The 26,144-nt window shown below is 69.9% G+C and carries 25 protein-coding genes and 3 pseudogenes; 17 read left to right on the forward strand and 11 right to left on the reverse strand.

Annotation, left to right across the window (positions count from 1 at the left end; translation table 11 throughout):
- The first annotated feature begins 206 nt into the window (after nt 1–206).
- Nucleotides 207–1,757, forward strand: coding sequence for a sigma-54 interaction domain-containing protein (locus tag WME89_RS42740; protein WP_438005332.1), 1,551 nt, complete (start codon nt 207–209; stop codon nt 1,755–1,757).
- A 443-nt stretch (nt 1,758–2,200) separates the two neighbouring features.
- Nucleotides 2,201–3,184 carry a YfdX family protein gene (locus WME89_RS42745; protein WP_438005333.1) on the forward strand — a complete coding sequence of 328 codons (984 nt, stop codon included), beginning with the start codon at nt 2,201–2,203 and terminating at the stop codon, nt 3,182–3,184.
- 172 nt (nt 3,185–3,356) lie between these two features.
- On the opposite strand, the gene dnaK is transcribed toward WME89_RS42745, so the two are convergent.
- The gene (gene dnaK / locus WME89_RS42750) at nt 3,357–5,255 is read right to left on the reverse strand and encodes a molecular chaperone DnaK (RefSeq protein WP_438005334.1); all 1,899 of its coding nucleotides are present in this window, start codon (nt 5,253–5,255) and stop codon (nt 3,357–3,359) included.
- A 6-nt stretch (nt 5,256–5,261) separates the two neighbouring features.
- Nucleotides 5,262–5,765, reverse strand: coding sequence for an aminoacyl-tRNA deacylase (locus tag WME89_RS42755; protein WP_438005335.1), 504 nt, complete (start codon nt 5,763–5,765; stop codon nt 5,262–5,264).
- A 414-nt stretch (nt 5,766–6,179) separates the two neighbouring features.
- Between WME89_RS42755 and zwf the strand changes: the two genes are divergently transcribed.
- The 3 genes from zwf to WME89_RS42770 are packed head-to-tail and all read left to right on the forward strand — an operon-like array spanning nt 6,180 to nt 9,122.
- On the forward strand, nt 6,180–7,574 hold the full coding sequence (gene zwf, locus WME89_RS42760) for a glucose-6-phosphate dehydrogenase (RefSeq protein WP_438005336.1): 1,395 nt from the start codon (nt 6,180–6,182) through the stop codon (nt 7,572–7,574).
- Nucleotides 7,575–7,605: 31 nt separating this feature from the next.
- Nucleotides 7,606–8,436: an HAD hydrolase family protein gene (locus tag WME89_RS42765; RefSeq protein ID WP_438005337.1), complete on the forward strand. Its 831-nt coding sequence runs from the start codon at nt 7,606–7,608 to the stop codon at nt 8,434–8,436.
- Nucleotides 8,433–9,122: a TMEM175 family protein gene (locus WME89_RS42770; protein ID WP_438005338.1), complete on the forward strand. Its 690-nt coding sequence runs from the start codon at nt 8,433–8,435 to the stop codon at nt 9,120–9,122. The genes WME89_RS42765 and WME89_RS42770 overlap by 4 nt, the downstream gene beginning before the upstream one ends.
- A 141-nt stretch (nt 9,123–9,263) precedes the next feature.
- Here the strand turns inward: WME89_RS42770 and WME89_RS42775 are convergent, their stop codons facing one another.
- The 4 genes from WME89_RS42775 to WME89_RS42790 all read right to left on the reverse strand — a co-directional run bounded on the left by WME89_RS42775 (nt 9,264) and on the right by WME89_RS42790 (nt 11,283).
- Nucleotides 9,264–9,692: a CBS domain-containing protein gene (locus tag WME89_RS42775; protein ID WP_438005339.1), complete on the reverse strand. Its 429-nt coding sequence runs from the start codon at nt 9,690–9,692 to the stop codon at nt 9,264–9,266.
- 57 nt (nt 9,693–9,749) lie between these two features.
- Nucleotides 9,750–9,974, reverse strand: coding sequence for a hypothetical protein (locus WME89_RS42780; RefSeq protein WP_438005340.1), 225 nt, complete (start codon nt 9,972–9,974; stop codon nt 9,750–9,752).
- A gap of 64 nt (nt 9,975–10,038) precedes the next feature.
- Nucleotides 10,039–10,644, reverse strand: coding sequence for an HdeD family acid-resistance protein (locus WME89_RS42785; RefSeq protein ID WP_438005341.1), 606 nt, complete (start codon nt 10,642–10,644; stop codon nt 10,039–10,041).
- A 42-nt stretch (nt 10,645–10,686) separates the two neighbouring features.
- The gene (locus WME89_RS42790; RefSeq protein WP_438005342.1) at nt 10,687–11,283 is read right to left on the reverse strand and encodes an Hsp20/alpha crystallin family protein; all 597 of its coding nucleotides are present in this window, start codon (nt 11,281–11,283) and stop codon (nt 10,687–10,689) included.
- 273 nt (nt 11,284–11,556) lie between these two features.
- Between WME89_RS42790 and WME89_RS42795 the strand changes: the two genes are divergently transcribed.
- From WME89_RS42795 to WME89_RS42810, 4 genes and pseudogenes are all read left to right on the forward strand, one after another.
- Entirely contained in the window at nt 11,557–11,913 is a 357-nt protein-coding gene (locus tag WME89_RS42795; RefSeq protein ID WP_438005343.1) for a BON domain-containing protein, read from the forward strand.
- 443 nt (nt 11,914–12,356) lie between these two features.
- The gene (locus WME89_RS42800) at nt 12,357–13,508 is read left to right on the forward strand and encodes a zinc-dependent alcohol dehydrogenase (RefSeq protein WP_438005344.1); all 1,152 of its coding nucleotides are present in this window, start codon (nt 12,357–12,359) and stop codon (nt 13,506–13,508) included.
- A 26-nt stretch (nt 13,509–13,534) separates the two neighbouring features.
- Nucleotides 13,535–13,945 (forward strand): hypothetical protein, encoded by a 411-nt coding sequence (locus WME89_RS42805; RefSeq protein WP_438005345.1) that lies wholly within the window; start codon nt 13,535–13,537, stop codon nt 13,943–13,945.
- 94 nt (nt 13,946–14,039) lie between these two features.
- Nucleotides 14,040–14,186 (forward strand): annotated as a pseudogene (locus WME89_RS42810) (glucose-6-phosphate dehydrogenase); the annotation flags it as partial.
- A 165-nt stretch (nt 14,187–14,351) separates the two neighbouring features.
- On the opposite strand, the gene WME89_RS42815 reads toward WME89_RS42810, so the two are convergent.
- Nucleotides 14,352–15,014 carry an HAD family hydrolase gene (locus WME89_RS42815; protein WP_438005346.1) on the reverse strand — a complete coding sequence of 221 codons (663 nt, stop codon included), beginning with the start codon at nt 15,012–15,014 and terminating at the stop codon, nt 14,352–14,354.
- Nucleotides 15,015–15,023: 9 nt separating this feature from the next.
- The gene (locus tag WME89_RS42820; protein WP_438005347.1) at nt 15,024–15,701 is read right to left on the reverse strand and encodes an erythromycin esterase family protein; all 678 of its coding nucleotides are present in this window, start codon (nt 15,699–15,701) and stop codon (nt 15,024–15,026) included.
- Nucleotides 15,702–16,015: 314 nt separating this feature from the next.
- Here WME89_RS42820 and tkt point away from each other — a divergent pair.
- Nucleotides 16,016–18,140 (forward strand): annotated as a pseudogene (gene tkt, locus WME89_RS42825) (transketolase).
- A 136-nt stretch (nt 18,141–18,276) separates the two neighbouring features.
- On the opposite strand, the gene WME89_RS42830 reads toward tkt, so the two are convergent.
- The gene (locus WME89_RS42830; RefSeq protein ID WP_438005348.1) at nt 18,277–18,930 is read right to left on the reverse strand and encodes a BON domain-containing protein; all 654 of its coding nucleotides are present in this window, start codon (nt 18,928–18,930) and stop codon (nt 18,277–18,279) included.
- 95 nt (nt 18,931–19,025) lie between these two features.
- Complete coding sequence (locus WME89_RS42835) at nt 19,026–19,376, reverse strand: Hsp20/alpha crystallin family protein (protein WP_438005349.1); 351 nt, start codon at nt 19,374–19,376, stop codon at nt 19,026–19,028.
- 468 nt (nt 19,377–19,844) lie between these two features.
- Here WME89_RS42835 and WME89_RS42840 point away from each other — a divergent pair, with 468 nt between their 5' ends.
- The 7 genes and pseudogenes from WME89_RS42840 to WME89_RS42870 form a co-directional block, all read left to right on the forward strand.
- A complete protein-coding gene (locus WME89_RS42840; protein ID WP_438005350.1) occupies nt 19,845–20,498 on the forward strand; it encodes a BON domain-containing protein in 654 nt (217 codons plus the stop codon).
- 114 nt (nt 20,499–20,612) lie between these two features.
- Nucleotides 20,613–21,092: a redoxin domain-containing protein gene (locus WME89_RS42845; protein ID WP_438005351.1), complete on the forward strand. Its 480-nt coding sequence runs from the start codon at nt 20,613–20,615 to the stop codon at nt 21,090–21,092.
- Entirely contained in the window at nt 21,089–21,637 is a 549-nt protein-coding gene (locus WME89_RS42850) for a DsbA family protein (RefSeq protein WP_438005352.1), read from the forward strand. Before WME89_RS42845 ends, WME89_RS42850 begins: the two co-directional genes overlap by 4 nt.
- On the forward strand, nt 21,576–22,250 hold the full coding sequence (locus WME89_RS42855; RefSeq protein ID WP_438012045.1) for a 2Fe-2S iron-sulfur cluster-binding protein: 675 nt from the start codon (nt 21,576–21,578) through the stop codon (nt 22,248–22,250). The genes WME89_RS42850 and WME89_RS42855 overlap by 62 nt, the downstream gene beginning before the upstream one ends.
- The gene (locus tag WME89_RS42860; protein WP_438005353.1) at nt 22,247–23,236 is read left to right on the forward strand and encodes an FAD binding domain-containing protein; all 990 of its coding nucleotides are present in this window, start codon (nt 22,247–22,249) and stop codon (nt 23,234–23,236) included. Before WME89_RS42855 ends, WME89_RS42860 begins: the two co-directional genes overlap by 4 nt.
- 9 nt (nt 23,237–23,245) lie before the next feature.
- The gene (locus WME89_RS42865; protein ID WP_438005354.1) at nt 23,246–25,558 is read left to right on the forward strand and encodes a xanthine dehydrogenase family protein molybdopterin-binding subunit; all 2,313 of its coding nucleotides are present in this window, start codon (nt 23,246–23,248) and stop codon (nt 25,556–25,558) included.
- 12 nt (nt 25,559–25,570) lie between these two features.
- Nucleotides 25,571–25,687 (forward strand): annotated as a pseudogene (locus tag WME89_RS42870) (helix-turn-helix domain-containing protein); the annotation flags it as partial.
- Nucleotides 25,688–25,702: 15 nt separating this feature from the next.
- Here WME89_RS42870 and WME89_RS42875 read toward each other — a convergent pair.
- Nucleotides 25,703–26,038: a winged helix-turn-helix transcriptional regulator gene (locus WME89_RS42875; RefSeq protein WP_438005355.1), complete on the reverse strand. Its 336-nt coding sequence runs from the start codon at nt 26,036–26,038 to the stop codon at nt 25,703–25,705.
- Nucleotides 26,039–26,144 lie beyond the last annotated feature (106 nt).

A 26,144-nucleotide genomic window follows, 5' to 3' on the forward strand; every position in this document is an offset into this window, starting at 1 on the left:
CGGAGCGGGCGGCGCCCCCGTGGCGGGCGGCGCCCCCGGATCGGGCAGCGCCCCCGTGGCGGGCGGCGAGCGTGAACGCAGCGGAGACTTGCGGATCCCGTGCCAGCGCGCGATCCGCTCAGGCGCCGGCAGAACGCTTCAACCTGGTGCACGATGCACCACGGTCATTGGTGCACGAGGCATCACCACTGGTGTACGATGCACCAGTGAATCGCCTCCTCCTCACCTGGTCGGACGCGGGCACGCTCGGGCCGGCGCCGGCGCACCAGGGCCGCCGGCCCGAGGGCGACCGCGGGCCCGTGCTGCGGCTCCTCGACCAGGAGGAGAGCCGCTACGACGCGATCGTGGTCCTCACCATCCCGGCCGGCGAGGCGCCGTCGCAAGCGCTCGTCGAGCGGGCGCGGGCGCGGGCGCCGCGGGTGGAGCTCCGCGTCGTCGACGTCGACGACCCGTCGGACCACGCGAAGCTCTTCCGGGCGCTCGGCAAGCTCTCGGCGCAGCTCAAGCGCGCGTTCCCCCCGGCGGCCTGGGCGACGGACGTCCTGCTCTCGGCCGGCACGCCGCAGGCGCAGACGCTCTGGGTCATCCTGGTGCAGGCGGGGCTCCTGCCGGCGCGCATGCTCCAGGTGATCCCGGCGGCGTTCGTGCCGCGCCCGCACCCGCGCGCCGTGCGCGAGGTCCGGCTCGACATCGAGGGGTTCCCCGAGATCCGCGCGCTGCGCGAGGAGGTCGTGCGCCTGCGGGCCGAGGCGCGCACCCGCGACGCGGTGCTCGTCGGCGAGAGCGAGCCGATGCGCTTCCTCCGCGCCCGGATCGCCCGGGTCGCCGCGACCGACGTGCCCGTGCTGATCCTCGGCGAGACGGGGACCGGCAAGGAGCTCGCGGCCAGGGCGATCCACGAGCACAGCCCGCGCGGCAGGGGGCCGTTCATCGCCGAGAACTGCGGCGTCTTCGCCGAGGGCGTGCTCGCGAGCGAGCTGTTCGGCCACGAGGCGGGCGCCTTCACCGGGGCCGCGGGGCGGCGGCGCGGCGTCTTCGAGCAGGCGCACGGCGGCACGCTGTTCCTCGACGAGATCGGCGAGCTGTCGCCGCGGGTGCAGGCGTCGCTCCTGCGCGTGCTCCAGGACGGGACGCTGCGCCGGGTGGGCGGCGAGGCGACGATCCAGCTCGACGTGCGCGTCCTCGCGGCCACGCACCGCGATCTCGCGGCCATGGTCGAGCGCGGGGAGTTCCGCGAGGACCTTTACTACCGGCTCCGCGGCGCCGTCATCGAGGTCCCGCCGCTGCGCGCGCGGGGTGGCGACATCGAGATCCTCGTCCACGCGTTCCTCGACGAGCTGAGGGCGCGGCGCAAGGGGCGCGGGCTCAAGGTGACGCGTGAGGCGCTGAGATGCCTGTACCAGCACCCCTGGCCCGGCAACGTGCGCGAGCTGCGCGCGGAGGTGCTCCGGTGGGGCGTGTTCTGCGATCACACGGTCGACGTGGGCGACCTCGCGCCGGAGATCGCGTCGCCGGCGGGGAGGCCAGCGGGCGGGTTCGATCGACCGGCGGAGGTGGCGCCCGACGGAGACGAGGTCGCGACGCTCGCGGAAGCTGTGGCGTCGGCCGAGCGCGGCGCGATCGGGCGCGCGCTCGACGTCCACCACGGGAACATCTCGCGCGCGGCGCGGGCGCTCGGCATCGACAGGAACACGCTCAAGCGCAAGTTGGCGGCTTGTCACCTCCGCCAGGGCGACGGGCCGCGCGCGCGGCCGTAAGGAGGAGGGCACCGCTGGCCACGGCCGAGGCCAGACGGACGAAGTCCTCTCCCCATCGCATGGTGCACCGCCGCGCTTCGCTGGCTAGGGCTCAGCGCCCGAGCGGCATCCCGGCCATCGCAGCCACCGGCCGAGGGCGCCAGGAAGGCCGATGTGCAGCGGTCCGAGCGGCGACCCGGACGAGCTCCTGAAGGACTCTGGCTCTCGGCTGGTTGCTGTTGCTGTGGCGCGCAGCGCGGCGGTCCGAATTAGCGTCGGCCAGCGCGACGGCGCCAGCTTGACATCGGAGGTCGGGGGCCCTTCTTAGTCGCTGCAGCCACGGGCGATAACGTCCGACCGACGTTACGTTCGCTTCCAGAGCGAGGCAAACCGATCCAGAGGCTTCGTGCGGAACGACCGGGGGCGGGCAGGCGACCGCAGATGCAAAACCGAAAGGACACCAGATGAAGAACACAAGAGGCACATTGAGCCCGGTGCTGGCGATGTCCTTGGCCTTGGGCATGGGACTGGCTTCGTGCGAACGCGCCGAGGAGCGTGGCGAGACACCGGCGTCTCTCCTCGGGCCGAGCGAGGCACAGGCGCTACCTGACACCAAGAAGCGACCGAAGGAGGGCGAACGACAGACGAGACCCGAGATGCGACCCGAGGTAGAGAAGCAGCGGAAGGAGGCCGAGGAGCAGGGCGAGAAGACGCTGGACAAGGAAGCCGTCGCGGCTATCGCAGAGACCCGGAATGCGCTCAAGGCCATCGCGGAGGACAAGCGCGACGACGCGGTGGCGGCGCTCGAGCGGGCTACAGGCAAAGTCAGCACCCTCCTGGCCCGCACCCCGGCGGCGGCCCTCATCCCTGTCCAGCTGGAGGTCGACGTCATCGACGCAGCGCCGGTGGACATTCACGTCATCAAGGAGATCGCCCAAACCGCGGAGAGGGCCGTGGAGGACAAGAACTATCCGGCGGCGCGGGTGGTGCTCTTCGGTCTGACCAGCGAGATCCGCACCCGCGTCTACAACCTGCCGCTCGCGACCTATCCGGCCGCGCTGAGCGAGGCCGCTCGTCTGCTCGGGCAGAAGAAGACCAAGGAGGCCGGCGTGGTGCTGCAGACGGCGCTCAACACCCTGGCGGTGATCGACCGTGTCAAGCCGCTGCCGATCGTCGTCGCGCACGCGACGATCAGCGAAGCCCAGGCCGTGCGCGAGAAGGACAGGGACGGAGCGCAGAGGCTTCTGGCCACGGCCAGGCACGAGCTCGAGCGCGCGAAGGCGCTCGGATATGCGGGCAATGACCCGGAATACGCGGCCCTGCAAAAGGACATCTCGGACCTCGAGGCGCAGCTCAAGAGCAAAGAAGATACGACCTCGGCCTTCGCCAGGCTGAAGGAGAGGATAGCGGCGTTCTTCAAGCGGCAGTCCGAGAGCGAGCGGCGCTGACGCCGCAGGCATCCAGGACCACCGAGGACCGCCCACGCGCCAGCGCTTCCGCAAACCATGGACAACCGCCGGCCCTGGGCGACGAGCGCGCGGCGCGCCGATGCCTACGCCAGTTGCACTCCTCAGGAGCGCGGCGGAGCCGGGCGGCTCGCCGCCTCGATATCGGACCTGCCTACGTCCCGGTCTCCTCGAACTCCGCGTCGATCACGCCCTCTTTCCCTCCGGTATCGCGCGCCCCCGAGGGCGGCGCCGGAGCCTCGGGCGGCTGGCCGCCCGCCTTCTCGTACATCACCCGGGCGATACGGTGCGCCTCCTTCTCCATCTTCTCGAGCGCGGCCGCGACCTGGGCGTCGTCCTGCTGCTCGATCGCGCGACGACCCTCGGCGATGAGCGCGTTCAGGGCCGCGACGTCGGCGTCGGCGAGCTTGTCCTTGTTCTCCGCGACGGTCTTCTCGAGCGTGTAGCAGAGGGTGTCGAGCTTGTTCCGGCGCTCGATCTCCTCGCGGCGCGTCGCGTCCTCGGCCTCGTGGCGCTGCGCCTCGGCGACCATCCGCTCGATCTCGTCCTCCTTGAGCCCGCCCGACGCGGTGATGGTGATGCGCTGATCCTTGCCGGTGGCCATGTCCTTGGCGTGCACCGAGAGGATGCCGTTCGCGTCGATGTCGAACGCCACCTCGATCTTCGGCACCCCGCGGGGCGCCGGCAGGATGCCGTCGAGGTGGAAGCGACCGAGCGTCCGGTTGTACCGCGCCTCGGCCCGCTCCCCCTGCAGGACGTGGACCTCCACCGAGGGCTGGCCGTCGGCCGCGGTGGAGAAGACCTCCTTCTTCTGCGCCGGGATCGTCGTGTTGCGCGGGATCATCGGCGTCATCACGCCTCCGAGCGTCTCCACGCCGAGCGACAGCGGCGTGACGTCGAGGAGCAGGAGATCCTTGACCTCTCCGGAGAGCACGCCGGCCTGCACGGCCGCGCCGACGGCCACGACCTCGTCGGGGTTGACACCCTTGTGCGCCTCCTTGCCGAAGAAGCTCCGGACCGTCTCCTGGACCAAGGGGGTCCGGGTGGATCCGCCGACGAGGACGACCTCGTCGATCTGCTGGGCCGTCTTCTGCGCGTCGCCGAGGGCCCGGCGCACGGGCTCCATCGTCCGGTCCACGAGCGGCTTCATCATCTGCTCGAGCCGCGAGCGGGTGAGCACCTTCGAGAGGTGCTTGGGGCCCGAGGCGTCCGCGGTGAGGAACGGGAGGTTGATGGTGGTCTCCTGCACGTTGGAGAGCTCGATCTTCGCCTGCTCCGCCGCGTCCTTGAGGCGCTGGACGACCATCTTGTCGGTCGATACGTCGATGCCCGTGTCCCGCTTGAACTCGGCGACCAGCCAGTCGATCACCAGGTGGTCGATGTCGTCGCCCCCGAGGTGGGTGTCGCCGTTCGTCGAGATCACCTGCACCACGCTGTCGCTCACCTCGAGGATGGAGATGTCGAACGTGCCGCCGCCGAAATCATAGACGGCGATGATCTCGTGCTTCTTCTTGTCGAGGCCGTACGCGAGCGCCGCGGCCGTCGGCTCGTTCACGATGCGCTTGACGTCGAGCCCGGCGATGCGCCCGGCGTCCTTGGTCGCCTGGCGCTGCGCGTCGTTGAAGTACGCGGGGACGGTGATGACGGCCGCCGAGACGCTCTCGCCGAGGTACTCCTCCGCCGCCTTCTTGAGCTTCTGGAGGACGTGCGCCGACACCTCCGGCGGCGAGATGACCTTGCCGCGCACCTCGAACGCTGCGTCGCCGTTCTTCGCCTTGACGACCTTGAAGGGCACGCGCTTCGACTCCTCGGCAACCTCCTCGAAGCGCCGCCCGATGAAGCGCTTCGCCGAGGCGATGGTGCCGAAGGGGTTCACGACCGCCTGGCGCTTGGCGATCTGCCCGATGAGCACCTCGCCCCGCTCGTCCCAGGCGACGACGGACGGGGTGAGGCGCGAGCCCTCCTGGTTGGGGATGACCTTGGGCTCCTTCCCCTCCATGACGGCGACGACGCTGTTCGTCGTACCCAGGTCGATTCCGATGATCTTGGCCATGGTAACCTATGCGACCTTCTTGTTGGGTTCCTGCGTCTCGGCATGCTCCGGGAGCTCGCCGCCGATCGTGAACGAGGCGACGCGGGGGCGCTCGAGGCGCGCGAATTCGTCATACGAGAGCTCGATGCAGTCGTTCGGGGAGAAGGCCGTGAACACGATGGCGGACGCGCTCGTCAGCCGCTCGTCGATGAGGGTGAGGGCGCCCATCGCCCCACCGAGCGGCGGGATCTGCCCGCCGGCCTGCGAGTAGGGCGGCTTCAGATCCGCGGGGCTGCCCTCGAGCACCTCCGCGCGGAGCTCGTGCCTGAGCTCCGGCAGGCTCAGCCTCTCCCCCCGGGGCAGGCAGGCGATGGCAGGTTGCCCGCCGACGACGAGCACCTGCGTCTCTACCGCGACGCCGCCCGGAGGGACGCAGTGCGCGACTGCCGGGAGAGGCTCGGGCGATGGATGGCTGGAGAGACGGAACGGTACGCCGTGCGTCCTCAGGTAGGCGACGACTCGATCGAGCATGGAGTCGTCTCATGCGATCATCGGACCAGACCCGCCACATGCGCAACCTGCACAGGAGCGGCGCAGAGCCACGCTCAGCGCTGCGGCCGCGATAGCCCCGGAGAGCTCCTCGCCGCGGCGTCGCGCGCATGCCGCGCCCGTCCTCCCGGCGAGCACGCCCGTGCACGAAGTGCCCTGTGCCGCGAGTGACGCTCGTCACCGTCCTTACCCTCGAGCGCGCTCCAGGGTACGAGCCGACCGCCTAAACGGGCGCGCTCGGGCGCTGGGCCGGCGTGGCATACGCGATGCCGGACCGGGAAGGCACGGCTCCAGGGCCGTCAACAGAGGAGCCGGGCACATGCTCGCTGGATGGATGATGGACAAGGCGATCAGGGCGATGCGGCGCGCGCTCGGGGGCGCCGCGGAGCAGGCGGTGTGAGCGCCGCCGATGCGCTCGTGCTGTTCGGGGCGACAGGCGATCTGGCCTTCAAGAAGATCTTCCCGGCGCTGGCCGGGCTGGTCCGCCGGCGCCGGCTGGAGGTGCCAATCATCGGCGTGGCCAAGAGCGAATGGGACATCGATCAGCTCCGGGCCCGCGTCCGCCAGAGCCTCGAGCGGGCCGGCGCGTTCGAGCCCGGGGACCATCGCGAGCTGTGCGCGCGGCTCTCGTACGTGAGCGGCGATTACGCCGATCCGGCGACGTTCCACCGCCTGCGCGAGCGACTCGGCGCCGCCCAGCGGCCGCTCCACTACATGGCCGTGCCGCCGGCTCTGTTCGAAGAGGTCGTCAAGGCGCTCGACGGCTCCGGGTGCGTGCGCCGAGGGCGGCTCGTCGTCGAGAAGCCGTTCGGCCACGATCTGGCGTCCGCTCGGGCGCTCTACCGCACGCTCGCGAGCATCTTTCCGGAAGAGGAGATCTATCGAATCGATCATTTCCTCGGCAAAGAGCCGGTCCAGAACATCGTCTATTTCCGCTTCGCGAACGCGCTGCTCGAGCCGGTCTGGAACTCCCACCATGTCGAGAGCGTCCAGATCGCCATGGCCGAGCGCTTTGGCATCGAGGGCCGCGGCCGGTTCTACGACGCCACCGGGTGCATCCGCGACGTCCTGCAGAACCACCTCCTGCAGGTGGTCGCGTGCCTCGCCATGGATCCACCCCCGTCCGGGGACGCGGACGCCGTTCGGGCGGAGCGTGTGCGGCTGCTGCGATCCATCGCGCCCCTCGAGCCGGAGCACGTCGTCCGCGGTCAATACCACGGGTACCGCGGCGAGCCGGGCGTCGCGCCGGACTCGCAGGTCGAGACGTTTTGCGCCGCGCGGCTCCGCATCCACAACTGGCGCTGGGCGGGCGTCCCGTTCTGCATCCGCGCTGGCAAGCGCCTCGCGGTCACGGCGACCGAGGTGCTCGTCCAGCTGCGGCGGCCGCCGCACGCTGTGTTCGGCGACGTCGAGCGCGCGGACCCGGGCTACGTTCGCATCCGGCTCGACCCTGCGCCGGAGCTCGCCATCGGCGTGCGGGTCAAGGCGCCCGGGGAGCGGATGGCCGGACAGCCGACCGAGCTGCTCGTGACGAGCGAGATGTCCGAGGCGCTGCCGCCCTACGAGCGGCTCCTCGGCGACGCGCTCGCCGGCGATCCGACCCTGTTCGCGAGCCAGTCCGAAGTGGAGGCGCAATGGGCCGTCGTCGATCCGGTCCTGGACCAGGCGACCCCCGTTTTTCGCTATGAGCCGGGCACGTGGGGCCCAGTGGAAGCCGACCGCCTCGTCGCCGATCTCGGCGGGTGGCGCGCGCCCACCCTGGCCGCCCCGCCCGCGAGGAGGGCCGCGTGAAGCTCCACGCCGCCAGGGAGGCGCTCGCCGTATGACAGGGATTCGCCTGCTGCTCGCCGACGTGGAGGGCGCGCTCCTCACGCCGGACGGCGTGCTCACCCCGAGGGCCGAGCGGGCGGTCGGCCAGCTCCGCGGCGCCGGCATCGACCTCGCGCTCACGAGCAGGCGGCCGCCGCGCGGCCTGCGCGTTCTGATCGAGCGGCTCGGGATCGCGACGCCGGTCGCCGCGTTCGGCGGCGCCATGCTGGTGAGGCCGGACCTGTCCGTGCTCGAGCAGCACCCGCTGGACAATGGCGCGGCCGCGGTCGTCATCGCGACCTTGGAGCGACACGGCGCCGACGTCTGGGTCTACCAAGGCGACGACTGGCTGGTGCGCCGCGCCGACGCGCCGCGCGTAGCGCTCGAGCAGGCGGCCGTGCAGGTTCTCCCCAGGGTCGTCGAGCGCTGGGAGGGGGTCGTGGACCGCGCGGTCAAGATCGTCGGCGTCAGCGACGACGCCGAGGTGCTGGAGCGCTGCGAGTCGGACCTCCAGGGAGCGTGCGCGTACCTCTCGGCGTCACGCCAGCGGCCTCATTCCATCGAGGTGAAGCATCCGCGGGCCAACCCTGGAGAGGTCGTGAGGACGCTCTCGGCGCTCCTCGGCATTTCCGGTGCGGCCATCGCCGCGATCGGCGAGCTGCCGGACCATGTGTTCATGTTCCGGGAGAGCGGGCTCAGCATCGCCATGGGGCACGCGCGCGCCGTCGTGCAGCGGCAAGCGCGCTTCATCACGCTGTCGAACGACGACGAGGGCTTCGCGCACGCCGTGGAGACGTGGCTGCTCACGGCGAGCGGCGGCCGGCGAGGGAGAACGAGCCCATGACGGCCCCTCTGGCGAGCGCTCCCGGCGAGCGCCCGAAACCGCACCGACGCCGGAGGCTCGCCCTCGTCCTCGCGACGCACGAGGGGACGAGCCGCACCGAGGCGCTCAGCGACGCGGTGTTCGCGATCGCGGCGACGTTGCTGGTGATCGAGCTCAAGATCCCTCGAGGGCTGACCGACTCAGCCCGGCTCCTGGATGCGCTGGCGACGCAGTGGCCCGTCTACGTGGGCTACGTGATGAGCTTCGTGTACCTCGGGATCTACTGGAGCCACCACGTCCACGTCTTCAGGCTGTTCCGGCGCACGGACCATCTCTTCCTCAAGCTCAACGTGCTCTTCCTGATGATGATCGCGCTCATCCCCTTTCCGACGGCGCTCCTCGGCGTTTACTGGCACGCGCACGACGACAGGACGCGCACGGCGCTCCTCGTCTACGCGAGCTCGCTGTTCGTCACGGCGAGCCTGTTCCTGGCCATATGGCTGCACGCGACCCACAATCGCCGGCTGGTCGATCCGGAGCTGGACGACGATGTCATCCGAGCGACCACCGAGCGCTACCTCATAGGGCCGATCGGTTACGGCGCCTCGTTCCTCGTCGCATGGTGGAGCCCCGTCGCCGCCGCGCTCATCATCCTCCTGATCGCGCTGTTCTATCTCCTGCCGGTCCAGCTCGTCAGGCATGGCTGAGGATCGCCCGCGAGCTCGGGCGCCGGAGGCGCGCTGGAGTCGGCTTCGCCGATCATGAGCATGGCCTCGCGGTTCAGCCATTCATAGCGCCGACCTGCAGCAGGCCTGACGGAGGCGATGCTCGATGTTGTAGATGGTGCATCAGGGGCGCACGACGCCCGTCTCTTCGAGATGTCCATGGATCAGGAGGTCTCTGGCGAGGCGGACATAATCGGACGTGGTGACGATTCCGACGACGTGGAATCGTTCGTCGATGACCGGAAGACACCCAATCTTCAGATCGAGCAGCTTGCCGGCGGCCTCGGCGGCGTCTGTGCCGGGACGCACCGTCTCGACCACCCCGCGCATGATCTTGCACACGTGGAGCTTGGCCTTGTACTCGATCTCGTCGTCCTCCGACGGAATGCTGATGCTCGGAGGCGACGCGTCGAGCACGTCCTGCCGGCTGACGACCCCGACCAGCACGTCGCCATCGGTGACCGGGAGGTGCCCGATCTTCTCGCGGTTCATCGTCTCCTCGGCGTGCGCGACCGAATCGGTCGGATCGATCGTGATGGCCGGGAATGTCATGATCTCATTGACGCGCATCGGATTCGACCTCCTCCTCTGCCAGGGCCACACCAGCAACTACGCCGCCCTCTTGTCGCCCTTCTCGGTCTGCCCGGCCTTCTCGGCCGGCGTCGACTTCTCCTTCTCGGCCTGCCCGGCATGCCCCGCGACCGCGAGCTCCTTGTTGGCGCTCCTCTCGCTGCCGCCGATCTCGACGCGCCGCGGCTGCACCTCCGCCTTCTTGGGCACCGAGATCTGGAGCACGCCCGCCGGCGCTCCGAACATGTCAGAGACCGGCCTCATGGACCGCGACCGTACGGCTGAGCGACGACGAGCGTGGCGCGCCGCTCCGGGCGCGGCGCGCCGGTCACACGCGCGCGCTGGCCACGGGCCGGGGTCGCGCGCTGACCCCGATCAGCAGCATCGACGATCCGCTGATGATGAGGTTGACGCCGACGAGCAGGCCGAGCGCCCACACCGCGGTGCTCGGCCAGCGCCACCAGATCAGTACCCCGAGCGCCAGCGAGAGCAGCCCATCGAACAGGAGCCAGCCCCAGGCGGCCATCCCGCGGTGCTGGATGGCGCGGATGATCCTGAGGAAGCCGTCTGCGAAGAAGAACGCCGCGAGGATCAAGGTCAGCGTCATCGTGCCTGTCACCGGGAAGGCCACGATCAGGACGCCCGCGACGATCTGGAACAGGGCGCTCACGAGGGACCAGGAGGAGTTGGCCCATCGCGGGTTCCGGACGGCGTGGACGCCCTGGAGGAGGCCGCTCACCACCAGCACGCTCCCGATGACGACCGCCGAGACCAGCGAGGCGACCACGGGCATGAGGATCGCGAGAACGCCAAGCACCAACAGGGCGACGCCGAGCCCCACGAACGAACCGCGGTTCTCCTGCACTGTATGAGCATCGACCAACCCCAATCCGAAGCTCGTCGTGCGGTCAGGGTCCTCCAAGCGATCAGCCATGTGCATACCCTCCTCCTCCTGGAGCTGGAGTTTCCCCAGGGTCTACGCTGCCTTCTTTTCGCCCTTCGCAGCCTTCTCGGCTTCGGCCGTCGTCCCGGCCCTCTCGGCCGGCTGCCCGGATGCGAGCTCCTTGCCGCCCGCCTCCTTGCGGCCGCCGATCTGGACGCGGCGTGACTGCATCTCCGCCTTCTTGGGCACCGAGATCTGGAGCACGCCGTCCCTGAGCTCGACCATCAGCCTGTCGAGATCGGCGCCTTCGGGCAGCACGAACGAGCGGCTGAACGCCCCGTAGGAGCGCTCGTAGGCGAAGAACCGCTCGTCCTCCCGCTGCTCCTCCTCCTCCCGCTTGCCACTCACCGTGAGCCGGTTGCCGGAGATCGAGACCTCGAGGTCCTCCTCGCGCACGCCGGGCAGGTCGATGTTGAAGACGTAGCTGTCCTTGGTCTCCTTGATCTCGATATCGGGCGCGAACGCCGTGCGCGCCGCCTGGACCATGCCGGCGAACGGGTCGGTGCCCACGAGGTCGCGGATGATGCGAAAAGGATCGAGCGCGCGGAGCGGACCCATCGTGCGCGCGGGATCCCAGGCGGTGGTGAGCGACTCCTGTGGCTCGCCTCGTCGAGTGCTTAGATTGGCCATCGTACCCTCCTTCTTTCTCCCCCTCCACTGTAAGCATCAATTGTGCGCGCCGCACGGCGGCGCAAGCGCACGATGCGCGCCGAGGAGCCTCCCCTCGCGTTCGCCGGATCGACGCGCTCCGGAGCGGACGCATGCCGGACTGCCATTCATCCGGTCACGCAGGCGGGAGAGGACGTGACAGCTCCGGAGCGACCGCTCATGCTGCTCGCGTGCCTCTCCTCGACCGCAGAACAGAAGAGCGCGGTCGGAGCATGGTCCGAAATGGCTCACGCGATGCAAGCTCGCGAGCCCAAGCCTGACGAGCTCGAGGTGAGGCTGCCGGGCAGCTGCCAGCGCACCGACGAGGACATCGCCGCGGCGGCCGTCAGCGCGCTCAGGTCGAATGTGCTCGCGCCGGCCGACAAGATCAAGGTCGATGTGGTGAATAGCGGCAAGGTCGTCCTGCGCGGCAGCGTGCGCTCGTGGGCCGAGAGGGAGGAGGGCGAAAGCGGCCTGAGCTGGCTCGGTGAGCCGGATCTGGTCTTCAACGCCGTCGGCTGTCGCGATGTCGGGGAGATCGGGATCACCGGCGTTGCGGCGACGATCGGGTCGCACCCGCCGCTCATCATCGCCAGCGCCCAATGGCCGTGATCCTGCGCTTCATTGGATTCCCTCCAGGCATGTTCCTGAGGTGAAGTCCTCCGAGGGGGCCGCCACGGCTCATCGAAAACGCTCACCCTCGACGCCCATCGAGGAGAGCTCGGTCCGCCTGCGGGGCGCGACGGGGCCCGCGGTCGCCGGTCTCCCGGACCCTCCTGCGATGTGTCGTGGCACCGACATGGCTGCGCGTTCGAGTTGAACACGGAGCTCCCGCTCTCCCCGAGGAAGGCGCACGACGAGACGAAGCGCCAGAACAAGGAGCTCGATGGAGCAGCGGTAGATGTCCGGGTTTTCAAACGATGGACAACCGTCCTCCCTGGCCTCCGGGCGGCGAGCTCGCGGAGCGCCGGTGCCTACGCCGGTTGCACCCATGAGCGTGCGCGCTGGGTTCGCTCCTTGCATCGCCCCATCGAGCAAAAGGGGAGGTCGTGCGAATGCTGGCGCTCACATACCATGGGCCGAAATGCGTCCGTGTCGAGGAAAACCCGGAGCCTCGGATTCAGCATCCGAACGACGTGGTCCTGCGTGTGAGTCGCGCCACGATCTGCGGCTCTGACCTGCATCTCTATCATGGCTACGTGCCCGACACGCGCGTCGGCACCATCTTCGGCCATGAGTTCACCGGCGTCGTGGAGGAGGTCGGGCCGTCCGTGCGGACCCTCCAGTGCGGCGACCGCGTCGTGGTGCCGTTCAACATCGCCTGTGGGACGTGCTTCTTCTGCCAGCGAGAGCGCACCTCCGCCTGCGAGAACACGAACCCGCTCACCACGATCACCGGCGGGATCTTCGGTTACTCGCACACCACCGGCGGCTACCAGGGCGGCCAGGCCGAGCGCGTCCGCGTCCCCTTCGCCGACGTCGGCCCCATGAAGATCCCCGACGACCTCTCGGACGAGGACGTGCTCTTTCTCTCGGATATCCTCCCCACGGGGTACCAGGCGGCGGAGATGGGAGACATCGGCCCCGCGGACACGGTCGCTGTCTTCGGCTGCGGGCCCGTCGGCCTCGTGGCCCAGCGGTGCGCCTGGCTCCTCGGCGCGCGCCGGGTCATCGCGATCGATTCGGTCGGTTACCGCCTCGATTTCGCGCGCCGGTACAACCAAGCAGAGACGCTCGATTTCAGCAAGGTCCCTGATGTCGTCTCCGTCCTCCGGGGCATGACCGACGGCCGCGGGCCGGATGTCTGCATCGATGCGGTCGGTCTCGAGGCGAACGGCTCGACGCTGCACGACGTGCTGGGCAAGACGCTCATGCTCGAGGCCGGCTCGCCCGTCGCCATCAACTGGTCGATCCAGTCGGTCCGCCGCGGCGGGAGGGTCTCGCTCGTCGGCGTCTACGGGCCGCCGTGGAACCTCGTCGACGTGGGCGCGGCCATGAACAAGGGACTGACGATCAAGGCCGGGCAGTGCGATGTGAAGCGGTACATGCCCCACCTGCTCGAGCACATCCGGAAGGGGAACCTCGACCCCAGGGCGCTCATCACCCACCGCGCCCCGCTCGAGGGGGCGGCGGAGATGTACCGCCTGTTCGCCGCGAGGACCGACGGGATCATCAAGTGCGTGCTCATTCCGCCGGGGGCCAAGTGAGCTCTGTCATCGACGAGGAGGCGACCATGGAAGCCGAGATCGTGCAGCCAAAGGAGCTGCCGTACTGGGGAGTTGATCTGTGTCCGGAGGACAGGCCCGGCGTGCCGAGAGAGGCGCCGCCACACCTCCTTTCGTGCGCGCACTGGACAGAGCCAGAGCGGCAGCCGATCGAGGGCCGGGTGCTCTGGCGCCCAGGGCTCGACCGTCCGACGCCGGTGTTCAGCACGGCCTTGCCGCCGAGAGGAGTGAGCGGCGCGCTGCGCCGCCTGGCCTACGAGATCCCGGATCACCGGCTTCCCCACACAATCCTGCGGATGATCGCGGATCGGGTCGACATGCTCGAGAGCCTCCCTCTCCTCTTCCAGAGGCGGGCCGTCAGGGCGGGCAAGCTCAGGACAGCTGCTCCGAGACGTCGCAGCGAGCAGAGAGGGCGCTGATCCTCTCTGCTCTCGATCTCCTCGCGGCGCCTCGCGTCCTCCGCCTGCGCGAGCGACTCGGCGCCGCCCAGCGGCCGCTCCACTACATGGCTACATGGCCGTGCGGCCGGCTCTGTTCGAAGAGGTCGTCAAGGCGCTCGACGGCTCCGGGTGCGTGCGCCGAGGGCGGCTCGTCGTCGAGAAGCCGTTCGGCCACGATCTGGCGTCCGCTCGGGCGCTCTACCGCACGCTCGCGAGCATCTTTCCGGAAGAGGAGATCTATCGAATCGATCATTTCCTCGGCAAAGAGCCGGTCCAGAACATCGTCTATTTCCGCTTCGCGAACGCCAATGAGGGAAAGGGCGCACGAGCCATGACAGTCGACGGCCGCGTTGCGCGCGGCGGAGGCCGACCCGCCGGGCGGTCCTCAGGGCAGGACGCCGAGCTCGTCGAGCGCGGCGCCGAGCTCCGCGGGGTCGCGGTACACCCGGTACGCGCCCGCCGCGAGCAGCTCGTCCTGCCCGTACCCACCGGAGAGCAATCCGACCCCGAACATGCGGGCCCGGCGCGCGGCGAGCAGGTCCCATACGGAGTCACCGACAACGTAGCAATCCTCGGCCACCACACCCAAACGCTGCTGGCACGCGAAGAAGAGATCGGGCGCGGGCTTCGCGCGGCTCACGTCACCGCGAGCAACCACGACCATGCCCGGCGGGAGGTCGAGCGCCGCGAGCGAGGCGTCGATCTCCGGACGGCGTCCGGAGGTCGCGATCCCGTGCGGCACGCCCACCTCACGCAGGTGACGGAGCAGCGCCACCGCCCCGGGGAGCGGGCATCGCTCCGGCAGGATCTGCTGGAAGATCTCGCCGTGGCGTTCCTGGACGAAGCGCGCCTGCTCGGTCGCGAGCGGGTGGCCGACCTCGCGCGCCACCGCGCGAGCGAAGAGCCCGCCGCTCATCCCGATGCGCCGGTGGACCCGCCAGGCATCGATCGGCATGCCCGCCTCGGCGAACGCGCGCTGCCACGACAAAACATGGGCATAGACCGTGTCCACCAGGGTCCCATCAAGATCGAAAATGATCGCGTGCACAGCGCTTCCTCACTGATAGCCCGGCGCTCGACTCCGCCATGAGCAACCCCCTCTCCGACTCTGCATCACGCGCGCCACGCTGCCGACGTCACATGCCACGTCCTCCCAGCTCCCGGGCCGCCCGATCGGCACGCGCATCACCTCCATCGGCGCGCCCCACTCCCGGGCGGCGATCACCGCGCCGCGGTGGGTGCCGAAGCCGACGAGCACGACGCGCTCCTCTCCATAGCGCTCGCGGGCGAGCTGGCCGAGGTTCACCTCCCCCTGCTCCGCCATGTCGGTGAAGCGCGCGTCGCCGATATGCGTGTTGTGCGCCCAGACGATCGCCCGGGCGCGCGGGCCGTGGTGTTCGAGCAGCCGATCGAGCGTCTCGGCCATGTGCTGATCGCTGACGCTCCACGGCTCCGCGTTGCTGCGCACCATCGCTCGGTAGTAGGCCTCGGCGTTCTTGACCACGAGCGCGTTCTGCTTGGCGACGAAGCGCCCATCGCGCCCGTCGCCGCCGTGCTCCGGCGCTCTCTTGCGCACCTCGGCGAGCAGCTTGACGGCCTCCGCCTGGCACGACTCCGGCACGAGCACCGTCGCCCGGGCGTACTCCCGGGCATCGTCGGCATACGGCTCGAAGCAGCGCAGCGCCTGCCGCGCGGCCGGCAGCGCGTCGGGGGCGGCGCGCTCGCGGTAGAACATGACCTCGACGACCGGGCCAGCGAGCGGAGCGCGGACAGGAGGTCCGGCGTCGCATGTTTGCCCGCCTCCGTGATGCCTCGCCATCGAGCCATGATGCGATCCCCTGGGGCGCCGCGGCGGAACGGCAAGGTCGCGCCGCGCTGCTCGTGCCCGGCAAATGGCGGACCGCGCCGCAGCGAGCGCGGCACCTCGTTTGCAGATCACAATTGACCGCATAGGCGGACGTTCGGAATGAAACGGATGGGCTCTGCCATGGCGTGACGGCTGCTGCGCGTGGCTAGATGCCTACTAGATGCCTAGATGAGGAGGGCAGCATGAAGCGTGGGTCGCACATCGTTCCCGTCGAGACACCGAGCCACGAGGCCGCGCTGGATCGCCTCTCGGTCGACGCGCTCCGGATGCTCGCGGTCGACATGGTCGAGAAGGCGAGGTCCGGGCACCCGGGGATGCCGATGGGCGCCGCGCCCATGGCGTATGTCCTCTGGACGCGCTTTTTGCGGCACAGCCCCGAGCACCCGTGCTTCTGGGACCGCGATCGTTTCGTGCTCTCGGCCGGTCATGGCTCGGCGCTCCTCTATGCGCTCCTCTACCTGACGGGCTACCGGGAGATGACCCTGGAGCAACTCCAGCGCTTCCGGCAATGGGGGAGCCTCACGCCCGGACATCCCGAGTCGCACCTGGTCGAGGCCGTCGAGGCAACCACGGGCCCGCTCGGGGAGGGCCTCGGCAACGCGGTCAGCATGGCCATCGCCGAGGCGCACCTCGGCGCGCGCTACAACCGGCCGGGCCACACCATCTTTCACCACCGGACGTTCGTGATCGCCAGCGACGGCGACATGATGGAAGGCGTCGGGTCCGAGGCGAGCTCGCTCGCCGCCACCTCCAGCTCGGGCGGCTCGTGGTGTTGTACGACGACAACGGGGTGACACTCTCGGGTACGACGTCCCTCACCTTCAGTGAGGACGTGGGCGCGCGCTACCAAGCGTACGGCTGGCACGTGCAGCGCGTGCCCGACGGTGACGATCTCGATGCGATCGAGCGCGCGCTCCGGGAGGCATGCGACGTGGAGGACCGGCCCTCGCTCATCGCGGTGCGGACCGTGATCGGCAAGGGCGCGCCTGACAAGCAGGGCACGTTCGAGGTGCACGGCAATCCGCTCGGCCGCGACGAGGTGGTGAAGGCGAAGCAGCGCCTCGGCTGGCCCCTCGATCCACCCTTCTTCGTGCCCGAGCAGGTGCTCGCGCGCTACCGCGAGGCGCTGGAGCGCGGCCGCGCGCTGGAGGAGGCGTGGCGCGCGAGCTTCCGGGCGTACGAGCGCGCGCTGCCCGATCTGGCCGCGGAGATCGTGCGGCGCTTCGGCGGCCGGCTGCCCGAGCACTGGGACGAGGATCTGCCGACCTTCCCCGCGAGCAAGGAGGGACTGGCGACGAGGAAGGCCTCGGAGGCGGTCCTGCAATCGCTCGCCGCCGGCGTGCCGGAGCTCGTCGGCGGGTCGGGCGATCTCGATGCGTCGACGTTCACGTGGCTGAAGGGGTACGGTGACCTCGAGCCGCCGTCGCGCCCGCCGCCGGGCGCGCAGGGCGCCGCGGGAGGGACGTGGAGCTACGCGGGCCGGAACATCCATTTCGGCGTGCGCGAGCACGCCATGGGCGCCGCGGTGAACGGGCTCTCCTACCACGGAGGCTTCATTCCCTTCGGCGCGACATTCCTCGTCTTCCACGACTACATGCGGCCTCCGGTCCGGATCTCCGCCATCGCGCGCCTCGGCTCGATCTGGGTGTACACGCACGACAGCATCGGCGTGGGCGAGGACGGGCCCACCCACCAGCCGGTCGAGCACCTCGCCGCTCTGCGCGCCATTCCTGATCTCGTGGTCATCCGGCCCTGCGACGCCAACGAGACCCGCTGGGCGTGGCAGATGGCCGTCGAGAGATGGCCGTCGAGGAGCGCCGCCGGCCGACGCTGCTGGTGCTCACCCGCCAGGCGGTGCCCACGCTCGATCGCGACGTGTTCGCGCCGGCGAGCATGCTCCGTCGGGGCGCTTATGTGCTCGCCTGCCATGGATCCGCCAATGAGCCGGAGATCGTGCTCATGGCCAGCGGATCGGAGGTGGCGCTGATCGTCGACGCCGCGGAGATCCTCAGGCGAACAGGCGTCAGGGTCCGGCTGGTCTCGATGCCGTCATGGCGCCTGTTCGAGGAGCAGACCGCCGCGTACCGCGAGGGCGTGCTCCCGCCCGGCGTCGCGCGTCTGGCGGTGGAGGCCGCATCGCCCTTCGGCTGGGAGCGCTGGACCGGGGAGCTAGGGGACATCGTCGGCGTGCCTCGCTTCGGGGCCTCGGCGCCCGGCGGGAAGGTGCTCGAGGAGTACGGGCTCACGGCCGACAACATTGCCCAACGCGCGCTCGCGCTGGTCTCGGGCGCGCGGGCGGAGGGTTGAGCATGGGAGGACAAGATCTCGGCTCCGAGGGAGCCGCCGCCCTTGGAACGAGCTGCCGCCCTTGAGCGGTGTCAAGTGACCGTGGCCCAGCGGCGGTGACGCCTGGCTCGCGCGCCGCGGAGTCTCTCGGGGATCATCACGCCTCGACGGCGATGAAGTCCTCCACGCGGCGAACCCCCGGAGTCGCCCAGACTGCCCGCTCGGCCTCCTCTCTTTCGGCCCACGAGCGCACGCTCCCGCGCAGGATCACCTCGCCGTCCACCACCTCGACGCGGATGCGCCGGGCATCCAGCAGGGCGCTGCGCTTCAAGGCCTCCTCGATCTGAGCCTCCACCTCCGCCGGGGAGACGCGCGGCCCGACCGTGATCAAGTTGCTCACCCCCCTCACACCCGCAAGATAGCGGACGGCCCTCTCCGCAGCGTTCTTTTGAAATTGCCAGTTCACCTCGCCTTCCAGCTTCAGCCAGCCGTTGCTCACCGTGACCTTGATCTTGTCGGCTGGCACGAGGAGATTCCACTCGAGCGCCTTGACCGCTGCGGCGGCGATGTCCTCATCGGTGCGCCGGCCGCTGTCGGCCAGCTTGACGTCAAGCTCATTGACGACGGCCCTGACGCCGTAGACGCGCTTGGCAGCCTCCTCCGCGGCGTGCTTCTCGGCGTAGGTGGACGCGTGGCCGCCCAGGGTGACGATACCATCCTTGACCGAGACGGCGATGTGGGCCGCATCGACGCTCGGCTCCCACGATAGCTCGCTCAGGACGTCACGTTGCAGTTCGATGTCGGTCTTCATGTGGCACTCCCCCCATCATGTGGCAGCAGGCAGCGTCTAGCACGGCGCATCATGTGGCACTCCGTCAGGCTCGACCAGGCTCGGCCGCCGATAAATCATCGAGCCGAGACCGGTGAGGTCCCTCCTTCTCTTGCCTCTTGCTCTTGCTCGATCCCGACGACGTGGAGCCGCTCGTCAACGGTGACCGAGACCTCCATGTCCTCCTCGCGCACGCCGGGCAGGTCGATGTTGAGCACGTAGCTGTCCTTGGTCTCCTTGGTTTCGATATCGGGGTCGAACACGGTGCTCGCCGCCTGGACCATGCTGGCGAACGGGTCGCTGCCCATGAGATCGCGGATCACGCGGAAGGGATCGCGCGCGCGGAGCGGACCCGTCATGCGCGCAGGATTCCAGGCGGTGGCGAGCAGCTCGCGTGGATCGCCTCGTCGAATGCTTGGATTGACCATCGTACACTCCTTCTTCCTCCGCCCTACAATCTAAGCATCCATCGTGCGCACCGCACGGCGGCGCAGGTCCGCAAGGCGCGCCGGGGAGCCTCCCCTCTCGTCTCGCGTTCGCCGGCCCGACACGCTCGAGAGCGGGCGCATCCAGGACTGCCATTCATCCGGTCATACAGGCGGGAGAGGAGGGAGCGCGAGGGCTCCGGATCGACCGCTCATACGGCTCGAGTGCCTCTCCTCGACCCCAGAACAGAAGAGCGCGGTTGGGCGATGGTCCGAGATGGCACGTGCGATGCAGTCTCGCAAGACCAAGGCTGGAAGGCCGGCCCGAGGGGAGCTCATGCGCGCCGATGAAAACGCGGCCGAGGTGGAGCAGCCGCATGCGCGCCGATGCCACCGTTCGGGTGCGCCCACCGGCCTGGCAGGTCAAGAAGAACAAGGCAGAACCGACGCAACAAAAAAGGAGAGCGTTCGATGAACGACAGACAGCTTCAACGGGATGTCCTTGATGAGCTGGCGTGGGAGCCGAGCGTCAATGCAGCCGAAATCGGCGTGGCGGTCAAGGACGGCATCGTCACCCTGAGCGGCCGCGTGCAATCGCTTGCGGAGAAGTACGCGGCCGAGCAGGCGGCCAAGCGCGTCTACGGCGTCAAGGCCGTCGCCAACGAGCTCGAGGTCAGGCTGCCGGGCAGCAGCCAGCGCACCGACGAGGACATCGCTGCGGCGGCCGTCAGCGCGCTCAGATCCAACGTGCTCGTGCCGGCCGACAAGATCAAGGTCACGGTCAGCAAGGGCTGGCTGACGCTGGAGGGCGAGGTGGAGTGGAAGCTCCAGAAGGACGAGGCCGAGCAGGCCGTCCGCAATCTGGTAGGCGTGCTCGGGGTGAGCAACTTGATCACGGTCAAGCCGCACGTCTCACCGGCGGAGGTCAGGTCCAAGATCGAGGACGCCCTCAAGCGCAGCGCCGAGATGGACGCCCGGCGCATCAGCGTCGATGTGGTGAACGGCGGCAAGATCGTCCTGCGCGGGAGCGTGCGCTCGTGGGCCGAGAGGGAGGAGGCCGAGAGAGCAGCCTGGTCGGCGCCCGGGGTCTACAGCGTCGAGGACCTCGTCACCGTCTCGCCCTGAGCCGACCGCCGCCGCTGGCCGCTCGAACGGGAGCCCAGATCGCTTCTTGCGGTACCCGGTGGGAGCACCATGCTGCCATCAAATAGGGGGAGGAACCTAGGGGGAGGAACCATCATGGCCCAACCGATCGACCAGGGCGCGGCCGCACCCGATTTCACGCTGGCGACCACGCCCGACCAGAAGGTATCGCTGAGCGATTTCCGCGGGCAGCCGGTCATCCTCGCCTTCTACCCGGCCGACTGGAGCCCCGTGTGCGGCGACCAGCTGGCGCTCTACAACGAGAGCGAGGTCCGCAGCGAATTCGAGCGACACCACGCCAAGCTCCTCGGAGTTTCCGTCGACGGGGTGTGGTGCCACCTCGCGTTCGCCCGCGACCGAAAGCTGCGTTTCCCGCTGCTCGCCGATTTCGAGCCGAAGGGCGCGGTGGCGCGGCAGTACGGCGTCTACCGCACGCATGACGGCATCTCCGAGCGGGCGCTGTTCGTCATCGACGCGGAGGGCAAGGTGGCGTGGAGCTACGTCTCGCCCGTCGGCATCAACCCCGGCGCTGACGGCATCCTCGACGCGCTGGACAAGTTAGGAGGTTCGAAATGAGCAAGCTGACACCGCCGGTCGGCCCCGGCGACCACATCCTCGGTGACGCGGACGCGCCCGTCACGCTGGTCGAGTATGGCGACTTCGAGTGCCCATACTGCGGGCGCGCCCACCTCGTGGTCCAGGACGTGCTGCGCCGGGTGGGTCGCGACGTGCGCTTCGTCTTCCGCCACTTCCCGCTCGCCGAGCTGCACCCGCACGCGCTCGCGGCGTCAGAGGCCGCCGAGGCCGCGGGGGCGCAGGGGAAGTTCTGGGCCATGCACGACACGCTCTTCGAGCACCAGGACGCGCTCGATCTCGAGGACCTGGTCGGCTACGCCGCCGACCTCGGGCTCGATACCGAGCGCTTTGCCGACGAGCTCGCGAGCCACGCGCACCTCGACAAGGTGAAGACCGAAGTCCGCTCCGGCGTGCGCAGCGGCGTCAACGGCACGCCGACGTTCTTCATCGACGAGGTGCGCTTCGACGACAGCTGGGACGCGGATACGCTCACGGCCGCCTTGCGCGCCGCGATCCGCGCGAAGACGCTGGCGGCGACGGGGTGATGGCGCCATGGTCGTCGCCGATCGACAGCGCCCGACCGGAGTGGATGCGGGCATAGGAGCGTCGCAGTCCCCTGAGGGCTGCGTGCCCGTGCGTCTCCGGGTCAACGGTGAGCTTCGCGAGCTGCGCCTCGACCCGCGCACGACGCTGCTCGACGCGCTGCGCGAGCATCTCGACCTGAACGGGAGCAAGAAGGGGTGCGACCTCGGGCAGTGCGGGGCCTGCACCGTGCTCGTGGACGGCCAGAGGGAGCTCGCCTGTCTCGCGCTCGCCGTCGCGCACCAGGAGGACGAGATCACGACGATCGAAGGGCTCGCGGACGGCGACCGGCTCGACCCCGTGCAGGCGGCCTTCATCGAATGCGACGCGCTCCAGTGCGGCTACTGCACGTCGGGTCAGATCATGTCGGCCGTGGCGCTCCTCGAGGAGGCGCGCCGCGGCGTCCCCAGCCATGTCACGCTGGACGTCTCCGCGCCGCCCTCGCTGGGTGCTCTCTCCGATGAGGAGATCCGCGAGCGTCTCAGCGGCAATCTCTGTCGCTGCGGCGCGTACCCGAACATCGTCGCCGCGGTGCGCCGGGCGCGGGATCTGAACGGGGGAGGAAGCGCGGCATGAAGCCGTTCCGCTACATGGAAGGCGAGAGCGCCGAGGCTGCGACCCGCGCGGTGACCAGCGCGCCGGGGGCCGTCTTCTTCGCCGGCGGCACCACGTTGATCGACCTCATGAAGATCGATGTGGTGTCGCCGGACACGCTGGTCGATATCCGTCGGCTGCCGCTCGCCTCCATCGCGGAGGACGGGGAAGGCGTGCATATCGGGGCCAACGTGCGCAACAGCCAGCTCGCGTGGCACGCGACCATCCGCGAGCGCTACCCCGTCCTCTCGGAGGCGATCCTCTCCGGCGCCTCGACGCAGCTGCGCAACATGGCCACCACCGCCGGCAACATCCTGCAGCGCACCCGGTGCCCGTACTTCCGCGACGTGCACGCGGCGTGCAACAAACGGGAGCCCGGGTCCGGCTGCGATGCCATCGAGGGATTCAATCGCAGTCACGCCGTCCTGGGCACGACCGAGCACTGCATTGCGACCTATCCATCCGACATGTCCGCAGCGCTCGTCCTCCTCGATGCCGTCGTGCGGACGCGGAAGCCGGACGGCACGACGCGCAGCATTCCCCTGGAGGACCTTCACCTGCTCCCGGGCGACACGCCCGAGCGCGAGACGGTGCTGGAGCATGGAGAGCTGATCACCCACGTCGATCTGCCGCACCTCTCCTTCGCCCGCCGCTCCCATTACCTCAAGGTGCGGGATCGGGCGAGCTACGAGTTTGCCCTCGCGTCGGCGGCCGTGGCGCTCGACATGGATGGCGAGACGATCCGCGCGGCCCGCGTGGCGCTGGGCGGCGTGGCCACGAAGCCGTGGCGCTGCCCCGAGGCCGAGCGGGTGCTCGCCGGGCGGCGTGCAACGGCGGACAGCTTTCGTGCGGCCGCGGACGCCGCGCTCGCGGGCGCTGTCCCCCGGCGGCACAACGGCTTCAAGATCGAGCTCGCGAAGCGCGCGCTGGTGCGTGCGCTGAGCGAGCTCACGGCCCGGGCGGCCTAGGAGTCGACGATGGCGACTGGCAACTGCCTGATCGGCACACCCGTCAGCCGTGTGGACGGGCGAATGAAGGTGACCGGCGGCGCGCGGTACGCAGCCGAGACCACGTTGCCCGCGACGGCGCACGCGGCGCTCGTGGGCAGCACGATCCCGAGCGGCCGGGTGGTGCGCCTCGACGTGGCGGCTGCCGAGCGTGCGCCGGGGGTGCTGCTCGTGCTCACCCATGAGAACCGTGGACCGCTCGGCGAGATGCCGACGAGCGCGGACTGGACGGGGATGACGCCCGAGCGGCGCCCCCCGCTCGAGGATACGCGCATCCATCGCTACGGCCAGTACGTGGCGATGGTGGTCGCCGACACGCCCGAGCAGGCGCGTTACGCCGCGTCGCTCGTCCAGGTCGCGTACGAGCGCGCGCCCTTCGCCGTGGCGATGGAGCAGGCCCTGGAGATCGCCGATGTGCCGCGGCAGGTGTTCGGCGAGGAGCTGCAGGTGCAGCGGGGCCCGTCGCTCGCGGGCGCGCTCGCCGCGGCCGAGGTGCGCCTGGACGTCACCTACGCGACGCCCAACGAGCATCCGTGCGCGCTGGAGCCGCACGCGTCGGTCGCCTCGTGGGACGGCGACACCCTCACGGTGTACAACGCGACGCAATGGGTGCGGGGCGACCGGGCCGTGCTCGCGGCGGCGCTCGGGTTGCCCCAGGAGAAGGTCCGAGTGCTCGCGCCGTTCGTCGGCGGCATGTTCGGCTCGAAGGTCGCCACGGGCTGGCATACGGTCCTCGCCGCGCTCGCCGCCCTGAGGCTGAAGCGGCCGGTCCGAGCGGTCCTCACCCGCGCGCAGGTGCTCACCAACGTGGGACATCGCACGGAGACCGTGCAGCGCTTCGAGCTGGGCGCGACGCGAGCCGGGGCGCTCCTGGCCCTGCGCCACCACACGCGCGTGCACACGGCCGCGGACGAGCGCCTGGACGGAGAGGGGTTCCTGGAACCGACGAGCTGCACCTCCCGGCTGCTGTATGCCTGTCCGAGCTACGAAGCGACCTACGACTGCGTGCGCCTGAACGTGATGGCGCCTGGATGGATGCGGGCACCAGGCGAAGCCCCCTGTATGTGGGCGCTGGAGAGCGCGATGGATGAGCTCGCCCTCGTGCTCCGGATGGATCCGCTCGAGCTGCGCCGCCGCAATCACGCGGACATCGATCCACACCGCGGAACTCCGTTTTCGAGCAAGCACCTGCTCGCCTGTTACGAGCGGGGCGCCGAGCGGTTCGGGTGGGCGCAGCGCACGCCGGAGCCGGGTTCGATGCGCGATGGCGACGCGCTCGTCGGCTGGGGGATGGCGACGGCCACGCACCCCGCCTGGCTCATGGGCGCGACCGCGCGCGTGCGTCTCGAGCGCCGCGGGGCCGGCGTCCGCGCCGTCGTCTCGACGGCGGGTGTGGACGTGGGGACCGGCATGTACACGATGATGGCGCTCGTCGCGGCGGAAGGGCTCGGCTTGCCGCTCGCTCAGGTCACGGCCGAGCTGGGCGACACCCGGCTCGCGCCCTGCCCCCCTGCGGGCGGCTCGAACCTGACGGCCAGCACGGCGCCGGCGATCCTGGATGCATGCGCCGCGCTCCGCCGGGAGATCCTCGCGCTCGCCGCGGCCACGCCGAGCGGCCTTTCGGGTGCGGCGGACCAGACCGGCGAGCTCCCGTGCGCGGAGGGGAGCCTCCCCCGCCGTCCGCCGCTCGCCCTCCACATCGATTATGCCGAGCTGCTGGCGCGCATCGGGCGCGACAGCCTGGAGGCCGAGGGCAAGACCGCGCCAAGGAGCCTGCATGACGACCGCTTCACGTTCCAGTCGTTCGGCGCGCACTTCGTGGAGGTGCGCGTTCATCCGGACATCGGCCGCATCCGCGTCTCGCGCGTGGTGAGCGTCTTCGACGTCGGGCGGGTGCTGAACGCGAAGGCGACGCGCAGCCAGCTCATCGGCGGCATCGTCTTCGGCATCGGGCAGGCGCTGCTCGAGGAGCTGGCCTACGACGGAGCGCACGGGCAGCCGATCAACGCCGATCTTGCCGGCTATCTCGTGCCCGTCCATGCCGACGTTCCGGACATCGACGTGAGCTGGCTCGATGAGCCGGATCTGGTCTTCAACGCGGTCGGCTGCCGCGGCGCCGGGGAGATCGGGATCACCGGCGTCGCGGCGGCGATCGCGAATGCGGTCCATCACGCCACCGGCGTCCGCGTGCGCGGCCTGCCCATCACGCCGGAGAAGCTGCTCTGGGCGCCCGCAGACAGGCAGCCCGCGCCAGGGGCGAGCCGACCCCAGGGAGCCGGATGAGCGCTCGGCGTCCATGAGGGCAACATCTCGCGGGCGGCGCGCGCGCTCGGCATCGACAGGAACACGCTCAAGCGCAAGATGGCGACTCACGGTCTCCGCGAGGCCGAGGCGGCGCGAGGGCGGCGCTGAGGTAGGGCAGCCGCATCATGCGGGGATCGCCGGCTGCTGGCGGGCGGAGAGGTAGTCGCGGCCCCAGCGCTCGATCGAGAGCATCAGCGGGAGCAGCTCGTGCCCGAGCGCGCTCAGGCCATATTCGCTCCAGGGCGGCCTGGTGGGGACGACGCGCCTCGACACGATGCCGTCTTCCTCGAGCTCGCGCAGGCGCTGCGCGAGCACCTTGGGTGTCAGCTCCGGATTCAGGCGCAGGAGCTCGTTGAAGCCGCGCGTCCGCTCCACGAGCAGCACGAGGATGCAGTAGGTCCACTTGCCGCGGATCAGCTCGAACGTCGCGGCGAAGGGGCAGGCATTCGGGTCGGCCATGGGGCTGTTCTCCGGCTTCTCGGTCGCATGCTTTCCTCCTGGAAAGCTGCTCTCCAGACGGTGCGTTCTTGTGGGAGGGTCGCGTCGTTCCTAGCGTGGCAGGGCG

The sequence above is a fragment of the Sorangium sp. So ce321 genome (assembly GCF_051530195.1).
Taxonomy (GTDB): domain Bacteria; phylum Myxococcota_A; class Polyangia; order Polyangiales; family Polyangiaceae; genus Sorangium.